This window comes from Streptomyces sp. NPDC012637, assembly GCF_042954805.1.
Lineage (GTDB): Bacteria > Actinomycetota > Actinomycetes > Streptomycetales > Streptomycetaceae > Streptomyces.
Genome location: NZ_JBIBDS010000005.1, coordinates 216728 through 225980, shown reverse-complemented (window position 1 = coordinate 225980; position 9253 = coordinate 216728). Strand labels below are relative to the sequence as shown.

General features: G+C 71.1%; 9 protein-coding genes and 1 pseudogene. 8 read left to right on the top strand and 2 right to left on the bottom strand.

The annotated features are described in order from the left end of the window. From ACFY8W_RS21405 to ACFY8W_RS21380, 6 genes and pseudogenes are all read left to right on the top strand, one after another. A pseudogene (locus ACFY8W_RS21405) lies at positions 1–1202 on the top strand (hypothetical protein); the annotation flags it as partial. Between the two features lie 114 nt (positions 1203–1316). Continuing rightward, complete coding sequence (locus tag ACFY8W_RS21400; RefSeq protein WP_391107391.1) at positions 1317–2252, top strand: cellulose-binding protein; 936 nt, start codon at positions 1317–1319, stop codon at positions 2250–2252. A gap of 83 nt (positions 2253–2335) precedes the next feature. After that, complete coding sequence (locus ACFY8W_RS21395) at positions 2336–3304, top strand: ATP-binding cassette domain-containing protein (RefSeq protein WP_391107388.1); 969 nt, start codon at positions 2336–2338, stop codon at positions 3302–3304. A gap of 3 nt (positions 3305–3307) precedes the next feature. Next, complete coding sequence (locus ACFY8W_RS21390) at positions 3308–4087, top strand: ABC transporter permease subunit (RefSeq protein WP_391107386.1); 780 nt, start codon at positions 3308–3310, stop codon at positions 4085–4087. A 154-nt stretch (positions 4088–4241) separates the two neighbouring features. Then, positions 4242–5336 (top strand): ATP-binding cassette domain-containing protein, encoded by a 1095-nt coding sequence (locus ACFY8W_RS21385; RefSeq protein WP_391107383.1) that lies wholly within the window; start codon positions 4242–4244, stop codon positions 5334–5336. Then, positions 5333–6142 (top strand): ABC transporter permease, encoded by an 810-nt coding sequence (locus ACFY8W_RS21380; protein ID WP_391107380.1) that lies wholly within the window; start codon positions 5333–5335, stop codon positions 6140–6142. Before ACFY8W_RS21385 ends, ACFY8W_RS21380 begins: the two co-directional genes overlap by 4 nt. Positions 6143–6155: 13 nt before the next feature. Here the strand turns inward: ACFY8W_RS21380 and ACFY8W_RS21375 are convergent, their stop codons facing one another. Next, positions 6156–6482, bottom strand: coding sequence for an ATP/GTP-binding protein (locus tag ACFY8W_RS21375; RefSeq protein WP_391107377.1), 327 nt, complete (start codon positions 6480–6482; stop codon positions 6156–6158). A gap of 224 nt (positions 6483–6706) precedes the next feature. On the opposite strand from ACFY8W_RS21375, the gene ACFY8W_RS21370 reads away from it, so the two are divergent. After that, the gene (locus ACFY8W_RS21370) at positions 6707–7741 is read left to right on the top strand and encodes an LLM class flavin-dependent oxidoreductase (RefSeq protein WP_391107374.1); all 1035 of its coding nucleotides are present in this window, start codon (positions 6707–6709) and stop codon (positions 7739–7741) included. A gap of 120 nt (positions 7742–7861) precedes the next feature. On the opposite strand, the gene ACFY8W_RS21365 is transcribed toward ACFY8W_RS21370, so the two are convergent. Then, complete coding sequence (locus ACFY8W_RS21365; RefSeq protein ID WP_384413606.1) at positions 7862–8254, bottom strand: SCO5389 family protein; 393 nt, start codon at positions 8252–8254, stop codon at positions 7862–7864. 250 nt (positions 8255–8504) lie between these two features. On the opposite strand from ACFY8W_RS21365, the gene nucS reads away from it, so the two are divergent. Next, positions 8505–9194 carry an endonuclease NucS gene (gene nucS, locus ACFY8W_RS21360; protein ID WP_391107371.1) on the top strand — a complete coding sequence of 230 codons (690 nt, stop codon included), beginning with the start codon at positions 8505–8507 and terminating at the stop codon, positions 9192–9194. The last annotated feature ends 59 nt before the right edge of the window (positions 9195–9253 follow it).

Below are 9253 nucleotides of genomic sequence, written 5' to 3'. Positions count from 1 at the left end.
CCGAACAGGCCGACACCCTCATCGGCGAAGCCACGGCCGAGGCCGAGCGGCTCACCGCGGAGGCGGCCGAGCTGCTGGAGTCGACCGAGCAGGAGGCCCAGCGGATCCGGGCCGAGGCCGAGCAGGTCAAGGTGGACGGCGAGGCGCACGCGCAGGCGCTGCGCAGCGCCGCGCTCGCCGACGCCGACCGGATCCTGGACGAGGCCCGCAAGGCCGCCGACAAGCGGCGCGCCGACGCCGCCGAGCAGGCGGACACCCTCATCGGCGAGGCGCGTGCCGAGGCCGAGCGGATCGCCGAGGAGGCGGCCCGGGTCAAGGCGGACGCCGAGGCGGCGGCCGAGGAGATGCGCTCCGAGGCGCGCGCCGAGGCCGACCGCACGCTCGACGAGGCCCGTGAGGCCGGGGCGAAGAAGCGCGCGGACGCCGCCGAGCAGGCCGACCAGCTGATGACCAAGGCCCAGGAGGAGGCGCTGCGCGCCACCACGGAGGCCGAGGAGCAGGCGGACACCATGGTGGGCGCGGCCCGCAAGGAGGCCGACCGGATCGTCGCCGAGGCCACCATCGAGGGCAACTCGCTGGTGGAGAAGGCCCGTACGGACGCCGACGAGCTCCTCGTCGGGGCCCGCAGCGACGCGACCGCCATAAGGGAGCGGGCGGAGGAGCTGCGTTCCCGCGTCGAGAGCGAGATCGAGGAACTGCACGATCGTGCGCGGCGCGAGACGGCCGAGCAGATGAAGACGGCCGGCGAGCGCGTGGACAAGCTGGTGAAGGCCGCGGAGGAGCAGCGCGCCGAGGCCGAGGAGAAGGCCAGGGAGCTGGTCTCGGAGGCGACTTCGGAGGCGAGCAAGGTCCGCATCGCCGCGGTGAAGAAGGCCGAGGCGCTCCTGAAGGAGGCCGAGCAGAAGAAGGCCTCGCTGGTCGCGGAGGGGGAGCGGATCAAGGCGGAGGCGGAGCGGATCAAGGCGGACGCCGAACTCCAGGCGGAGGAGACCGTCTCGGAGGGCAAGCGCGAACTGGACGTCCTGGTGCGCAGGCGCGAGGACATCAATGCCGAGATCTCCCGTGTCCAGGACGTGCTGGAGGCGTTGGAGTCTTTCGAGACGCCGTCAGCGGGTGCGAAGTCCGACGGCGGCCGGGACGGGGTCAAGGCGGGCGCGTCGGCGGGAGCCACTCGTTCGGGGGGCAAGTCTTCCGAGAGCTAGCCACTCAAAAGGCTGGACATTCTCCAGATCAAACGGGCATACGCTCGATGACACGCCGCTTCGACCCCTAGGATTCCCTCTAACACCTCACCGGTCTCATTCGACAGGAACCCCATGAGCGACACTTCCTCCCCCTTCGGCTTCGAGCTCGTGCGGCGTGGTTACGACCGCGGTCAGGTGGACGACCGCATTACCAAGCTCGTCGCCGACCGTGACAGTGCTCTGGCCCGAATCACCTCTCTGGAAAAGCGCATCGAGGAGCTCCACCTCGAAACGCAGAACGCCCAGGCCCAGGTCACCGACGCCGAGCCGTCGTACGCCGGTCTCGGTGCTCGCGTCGAGAAGATCCTCCGGCTCGCCGAGGAGGAGGCGAAGGACCTGCGCGAGGAGGCCCGGCGCGCCGCCGAGCAGCACCGCGAGCTGGCCGAGTCCGCGGCCCAGCAGGTCCGCAACGACGCCGAGGCGTTCGCCTCGGAGCGCAAGGCCAAGGCCGAGGACGAGGGCGTCCGCATCGTCGAGAAGGCCCAGGGCGAGGCGAACTCCCTGCGCGCCGAGGCCCAGAAGGACGCGCAGTCGAAGCGCGAGGAGGCCGACGCCCTCTTCGAGGAGACCCGCGCCAAGGCCGCCCAGGCCGCCGCGGACTTCGAGACCAACCTGGCCAAGCGCCGCGAGCAGTCGGAGCGCGACCTGGCCTCGCGTCAGGCGAAGGCCGAGAAGCGCCTGGCGGAGATCGAGCACCGCGCCGAGCAGCTCCGCCTCGAGGCCGAGAAGCTGCGCACGGACGCGGAGCGCCGGGCCCGCCAGACGGTGGAGACCGCGCAGCGCCAGGCCGAGGACATCGTGGCCGACGCCAACGCCAAGGCGGACCGCATCCGCAGCGAATCGGAGCGCGAGCTGGCGGCGCTGACGAACCGCCGCGACTCGATCAACGCCCAGCTGACCAACGTCCGCGAGATGCTGGCCACGCTGACCGGTGCCGCGGTGGCCGCCGCCGGCTCCCCGATCGACGACGAGCGGACCGCGGGCGTCCCCGCCCAGCAGACCCGCTGACCCTCCCCCGGGCGTACCGCTGACGCGAAAACCCCCTGCCATTCCGGTGGCGGGGGGTTTCGCGCACCCGTAGGTTGGTACGCATGATCGAGCTCGAGGGCCTCACCAAACGGTTCGGATCGAAGACGGCCGTCGACCATCTCACCTTCACCGTGCGGCCCGGCGTGGTCACCGGCTTCCTGGGGCCGAACGGGGCGGGCAAGTCGACCACGATGCGGATGATGCTGGACCTGGACAACCCGACGAGCGGGACGGTCCGGATCGACGGCCGGCACTACCGGGAGCTCCGGGAACCGCTGAAGTACATCGGGGCGCTGCTCGACGCCAAGGCGATGCACGGCGGCCGCTCCGCGTACAACAACCTCCTGTGCCTGGCCCAGTCGAACCGCATTCCGGCGCGAAGGGTCGGCGAGGTGCTCGACCTCGTCGGTCTGACGGCGGTCGCGAAGAAGAAGTCGAAGGGCTTCTCGCTCGGCATGGGGCAACGGCTGGGAATCGCCTCCGCGCTGCTCGGTGATCCCGAGATCCTGATGTTCGACGAACCCGTCAATGGTCTGGACCCCGAGGGAATTCACTGGATCCGCAATCTGATGAAGGCGCTCGCGGCGGAGGGCCGGACGATCTTCGTTTCCAGCCATCTGATGAGTGAAATGGCGCTGACGGCCGATCACCTGATCGTCATCGGGCAGGGAAAGCTGCTCGCCGACACGTCGATGGCGGATTTCATCCAGCAGAATTCCAGGAGTTACGTACGGCTGCGCTCGCCGCAGCAGGAACGCCTGCGGGACGTGCTCCACGCGAACGGATTCGTCGCGGTCGAGGCGGGCGGCGGGACGCTCGAGGTGGACGGCACGACGACGGAGAAGCTGGGTGAACTGGCCGCCTCCCATCAGATCGTGCTGCACGAGCTGAGCGCCCAGCGGGCCTCGCTCGAGGAGGCGTTCATGCAGATGACGGCGGGCGTGGTGGAGTACCACGCGCACGGTACGGACGTCCACGGCGGCGACGGGCCGGCCGGGCCCCGCTGGGGCGAGAGCTTCGAGGGAGTCTGATCGATGGCAGCGGCATCCGCGGTCCTCCAGTCGGAGTGGACCAAGATCCGGACGGTCTCTTCGACGGTGTGGACGCTGACGAGCGCGCTCGTGGTCACGGTGGCGATGAGCGCCGCACTGTCCGCGCTGATCAGGTCCACCTTCGACGACCTGAGCGAGGTGGAGCGGGCGACCTTCGACCCGACCTTCGTGAGCTTCTCCGGGATGGTGCTCGGGCAGCTGGCGATGGTGGTGTTCGGCGTCCTCGTGGTGGGCACCGAGTACTCCTCGGGCATGATCCGCACCTCGCTCGCGGCCGTACCGCAGCGGGCCACCTTCCTCTTCTCGAAGATCGCGGTGGCCGGCGGGCTCGCGCTGCTCGTCGGTCTGATGACGAGCTTCCTGTCCTTCTTCCTCGGGCAGGCCCTGCTCGGGGAACACCGCACCACGCTCGGCGCGGACAACGTGCTGCGGGCGGTGGTCGGCGCCGGCCTCTACATGGCCCTGATCGCGCTGTTCTCGATGGGCGTGGCCACGATGCTGCGCTCCTCGATGCTGTCGCTCGGCATCCTCGTGCCGTTCTTCTTCCTGATCTCGCAGATCCTGTCGGCCGTGCCGAAGGCCAAGGAGGTCGCCCGCTACTTCCCCGACCAGGCCGGCTCCAAGATCATGCAGGTGGTGCCGGACGCCCTGGGCTCGGAGAAGGCCCCGTACGGGCCGTGGGGCGGCCTCGGGATCATGCTGATCTGGGTGGCGGCCGCGCTGGCCGGTGGCTACCTGGTGCTGAAGCACCGGGACGCCTGAGCGAGCCCTGACCTTTCCCTGACCTTTCCCGGATCACGATCCGGGCTTCGCCGGAACCGTCAACGGCTGGATAAGCTCCTAGCTCATACGGGGGGCTCCGGCCGTCGGCCGTCACGCCCCGAGAAACACCCGACCATGTCGATGGGGCTGGAGAATGATCGAGGCAGTCGGCCTGACGAAGCGCTACGGCGCCAAGACAGCCGTGTACAACCTTTCCTTCCAGGTGAGACCGGGCCACGTGACCGGCTTCCTGGGCCCCAACGGCTCGGGCAAGTCGACCACGATGCGCATGATCCTGGGGCTCGACCGGCCGACGTCCGGCCACGTCACGATCGGCGGGCATCCGTTCCGGCAGCTGCCGAACGCGCCGCGCCAGGTCGGCGCGCTGCTCGACGCCAAGGCCGTGCACGGCGGCCGCAGCGCCCGCAACCACCTGCTCTCGCTCGCCCAGCTGGCCGGCATCCCGGCCCAGCGGGTCGACGAGGTGCTCGGCGTGGTCGGCCTCCAGGACGTGGCCAAGCGCCGCTCCAACGGCTTCTCGCTCGGCATGGGGCAGCGCCTCGGCATCGCGGCGGCGCTGCTCGGCGACCCGCAGGTGCTGCTCTTCGACGAGCCGGTCAACGGCCTCGACCCCGAGGGCATCCTCTGGGTGCGCAACCTGATGAAGAAGCTGGCCGCCGAGGGCCGGACCGTCTTCGTCTCCAGCCATCTGATGAGCGAGATGGCGCTGACCGCCGACCACCTGATCGTGATCGGCCGCGGCCAGCTGCTGGCGGACATGAGCGTCAAGGACTTCATCTCCGCGAACTCGGCCGACTTCGCCCGGGTGCGCACGCCGCACACCGAGCCGCAGCAGCGCGAGAAGCTGAGCACGGTCCTCACCGAGGCCGGCGGCCAGGTGATGCCGGAGCCGGACGGCGCGCTGCGCGTGACCGGCCTGCCGCTGCCGCGGATCAGCGACCTGGCGCACGACGCGGACGTGCGGCTGTGGGAGCTCTCCCCGCACCAGGCCTCGCTGGAGGAGGCGTACATGCGGATGACGCAGGGCGCCGTGGACTACCGCTCCACCGACGACCGGCTGGCCCACCTCCAGCCGCCGATGCCGCCCCACCAGCTGCCGCAGCCGCAGCAGCAGTACGCGGTCCCCGAGGTGCCGCAGCAGGGCTGGTACGCCCCGCCGCCGCCCGGACAGAACCCGTACGCCACCCCGCAGAACCCGCAGGGCCCGAACACCGAGGACGCCCGATGACGACCCCGTACTCGTACGTCTCCCCCATCCCCGTGCGCAAGGCGCACCTCGGGGACGCGCTCGCCTCGGAGTGGACCAAGATCCGCTCGGTGCGCTCCACGATCTGGACCCTCGGGATCATGATCCTGCTGATGCTCGGCATCGGGCTCGGGGTGGGCGCGATCGTGTCGGCGTCCGAGGTGTCCACCGAGGGCGAGACGGCACTCGGCCTCGGCTTCTTCGGTGTGCTGCTCGGCTCGATCTGCGTGATCACGCTCGGCGTGCTGACGATCGCGTCCGAGTACGGCACGGGCATGATCCGCACGACGCTGACGGCCTGCCCGAGCCGCGCCCGGGTGCTCGCGGCGAAGGCGATCGTCTTCTTCCTGCTCGTCTTCGGCATCACCACGCTGACCGCGACCGTCGTCGCGGTGGCCCAGGTGGCGATGGTGGAGGCCGCCGAGCCCACGACGGCGGAGTGGCTGCGGGCCACGGTCGGCGTCGGCCTGTTCGTCGCGCTGCTCGGGCTGCTGTCGCTGGGCGTCGGCGCGATCATCCGGCACTCGGCGGGCGCCATCACGATCATGATCGGTGTGCTGCTGCTGCCGCTGGTGTCGGCGATGTTCATGTTCGCGGAGTCGCTGGCCAAGGTGCGGGAGTGGCTCCTCGACTACGCGATCCCGAGCCAGCTGATCGCGCTGTACGCGGGCCGCTCGGCGGTGACCGTGGACGGCCCCTCGGGCTGGGACCCGGTCTGGATCATGGCCGTCCTGGCGGCCGCGGTGCTCGGCGGCGCGTTCGCGCTCATCAACAACAGGGACGTCTGAGGCCGCCGGCCGCTCAGTAGCGAGGCGCGTTGCGGGACCGCTGCACCCGGGTGGTGCGGCGGTCCTTCGCGTTCCAGCACGCCTTGTGCCAGTGGCGGCGGTCGTCGACCCCGCCGTACTCGGGCCAGGCCACCAGGTGCGGCGCACCGGAGGGGATCTCCTGGTCGCAGCCGGGGCAGCGGTAGCGCTTGCCGGGCGAGCTCGCGCCGGCGACGTGGCGCACGCACCACTCCTCGCCCTGCCAGGTCTCGGTGCTCTGCACACCGCCGTACCGGTCGCCCGGATCGCTCTGCCGCGGGGGCTGCGCGCCGCCTCGCGGGCGGTTGTGGCGCGGGGACACTTCGGCACCTCGCTCGGGGTCGGGGACACGGACGGTTCCGTCCAGCCTACGGGCCGCGACGGGGTGGCCCGGCACGGGTGGGCGGCGGATCAGCGGAAAATCGCAAGAACTTCATGTCGGGCCGTTGCCTTTGGCACGTGTCAGACGTTGTTGCCAGTACGAGGGGGACGCGCGGGCGAAGTCCGCGAAGGGGAGAACGCGCCGACCGCGAGGAGGCAGAAGCGATGCGCGTGGGTACGTTCGTGCTGGCCGCCCAGTTTCCGGGCCAGGGTCAGGGAGAAGCGCTGCACCGGGCGGTGCGGACCGCCGAGGTCGCCGAGGAGGCGGGCCTCGACTCGGTCTGGCTGGCCGAGCACCACTTCGTGCCGTACGGGGTGTGCCCGTCGGCCGTGACGCTGGCCGCCCTGCTCCTGGGCCGCACCCGCCGGCTCCGGGTCGGCACGGCGGTCAGCGTGCTGCCGACCGTCCACCCGGTGGCCCTGGGCGAGCAGGCGGCCCTGCTCCACGTGACGTCCGGCGGCAGGTTCACCCTCGGGGTGGGCCGCGGCGGCCCGTGGGTGGACCTGGAGGTGTTCGGCGCGGGGCTCCCCGCGTACGAGAAGGGCTTCCCGGAATCGCTCGACCTGCTGCTGCGCTGGCTGCGCGAGCCCCGGGTCGGCGCCGAGGGGGAACGATTCGCTTTCCGCGAGGTGGCCGTCGTACCGGCCCCCGGCGAGCTGATCGGCGGGCCCGCCGCGCCGGAGGTGGTGGTCGCCTGCACCTCGGCGAACAGCGTGCGGCTCGCGGCCGAGCGCGGGCTGCCGATGCTGCTCGGCATGCACTGCGGCGACGAGGACAAGGCCGAGATGGTGGCCTGCTGGGAGCGGGCCGCGCGGGACGCCGGACGCGACCCGGACGAGATCGCGCGGATCGGCGCCGGCCATGTCTCGGCGGGCGTGGTCCAGCTCGCCGACCGGACCGCGGACGCGGCGGAGGCCCTGGTGAAGGCGATGCCGGGCTGGCTGAAGCAGGGCCTCGACGCCCATGTGACGGTGGACGGCCGGTACCGCGCGATGCGCGACCCGGTCGCGTACACCGAGCTGCTGTGCGGGCTGCACCCGGTGGGCACGCCCCGGCTCGCCGCCGACCGGCTCGCCGCCACCGCCGAGCGCACGGGCATCACCCGCTTCGCGCTGCTCGCCGAGGGCTCCGGCGATCTCGCCGCCACCGAGGAGAACGTGCGGCGCCTGGGCGCCGAGGTGCTCCCGCTGCTCGTCTGAGACCGTGCGTGACCCGTGCGTGTGGTGGGGCATGTGGTGTCGCATGTGGTGGGCAGGACCATGCCGCCGCCCCGCGTCTCTTCGCTCTCCCGCCGACGCGGAGCGGTGGCACCAGGCCTGTCAGCAGTCGCGCAGTTCCGGCGACTGGTTGAGGAGCTGCGCCCGTACGGAGGTGAAGCGGGCGAGCCGCTCGTCGACCGACGGGTCCAGCGGGAAGACCGCCACGCGGTGGCAGTTCTGGAAGGCGAGTCGTACCCCGAAGTGTCGCTGAAGCGCACCACGGATGGCATCGCTCGCGAGAGCGCGCAGCAGCTGACCACGTGCCTGCTCGTCCGGCGGCGGCGTCTGGTTGTCGGCGAACTCTCCGCCGTCGACCTTCAGCTGTGCCACCAGAGAACTGATCATCTCCCATGCGTAGGGCAGGGAGGTCCGGACGCAGTCGACGAAGTCGGCTTCGTCGACCTCGCCTCGCTCGGCCTGATCCAACAGCGCCGGTGAGACGTCGAGCGACATGGGTTCTCCTCTCGCGACCCCGCCGGGCGGGGCCTTGCGGGCAGGGACAGGTGGCCGCGCCGCACACGCAGCGTGCCCGGACGACGACCTCCTGTCCTCCACGTTAAGCGCCGGGTCCTGCCCGCACCAGGAGAATGGGCGCACAACCGGCCAATAAGTGACGGGTGTTGGGCGCACGCCCGGCGGGCGCCGGCGGACGCCCGGCGCCCGAATCGCGTGCACGAGCCTCCGTCTTGTAGCGTTGCGGACCATGCGTCTCGTCATTGCCCGTTGTTCCGTGGACTACGCGGGCCGGCTCACGGCCCACCTGCCCTCCGCCCCCCGTCTGATCCTGGTCAAGGCCGACGGCAGCGTCTCGATCCACGCGGACGACCGGGCGTACAAACCGCTGAACTGGATGTCGCCGCCCTGCACGCTCAAGGAAGACGTCAACGGCGAGGCCGCCGAAGCCGGGGCCGCCGCCGTGTGGACGGTGATCAACAAAGCGGGCGAGAAACTGATCATCACGATGGAGGAGATCCTCCACGACTCCTCGCACGAGCTGGGTGTCGACCCGGGCCTCATCAAGGACGGCGTGGAGGCCCACCTCCAGGAGCTGCTCGCCGACCGCATCGAGACCCTGGGCGAAGGCTGGACGCTGGTCCGCCGCGAGTACCCGACGGCCATCGGCCCGGTGGACATCCTGTGCCGGAACTCCGACGGCGGCACGGTCGCGGTGGAGATCAAGCGGCGCGGCGAGATCGACGGCGTCGAGCAGCTGACCCGCTACCTGGAGCTGCTCAACCGCGACCCGCACCTGGCGCCGGTGAAGGGCATCTTCGCCGCCCAGGAGATCAAGCCGCAGGCGCGCGTGCTCGCGAACGACCGCGGGATCGACTGCGTGGTGCTCGACTACGACGCGCTGCGCGGCATCGAGGACGACAAGCTGCGGCTGTTCTGACGTATGGATGCGAGGAGGGCCCGGGTGCGGGGGATCGCGCCCGGGCCCTTCTCGTACGC

What these genes read in the sequence shown, in the direction of transcription:
- ACFY8W_RS21400 (WP_391107391.1), top strand. Translation starts at nt 1,317, where the DNA reads ATGAGCGACACTTCCTCCCCCTTCGGCTTCGAGCTCGTGCGGCGTGGT.
- ACFY8W_RS21395 (WP_391107388.1), top strand. Translation starts at nt 2,336, where the DNA reads ATGATCGAGCTCGAGGGCCTCACCAAACGGTTCGGATCGAAGACGGCC.
- ACFY8W_RS21390 (WP_391107386.1), top strand. Translation starts at nt 3,308, where the DNA reads ATGGCAGCGGCATCCGCGGTCCTCCAGTCGGAGTGGACCAAGATCCGG.
- ACFY8W_RS21385 (WP_391107383.1), top strand. Translation starts at nt 4,242, where the DNA reads ATGATCGAGGCAGTCGGCCTGACGAAGCGCTACGGCGCCAAGACAGCC.
- ACFY8W_RS21380 (WP_391107380.1), top strand. Translation starts at nt 5,333, where the DNA reads ATGACGACCCCGTACTCGTACGTCTCCCCCATCCCCGTGCGCAAGGCG.
- ACFY8W_RS21370 (WP_391107374.1), top strand. Translation starts at nt 6,707, where the DNA reads ATGCGCGTGGGTACGTTCGTGCTGGCCGCCCAGTTTCCGGGCCAGGGT.
- ACFY8W_RS21365 (WP_384413606.1), bottom strand. Translation starts at nt 8,254, where the DNA reads ATGTCGCTCGACGTCTCACCGGCGCTGTTGGATCAGGCCGAGCGAGGC.
- nucS (WP_391107371.1), top strand. Translation starts at nt 8,505, where the DNA reads ATGCGTCTCGTCATTGCCCGTTGTTCCGTGGACTACGCGGGCCGGCTC.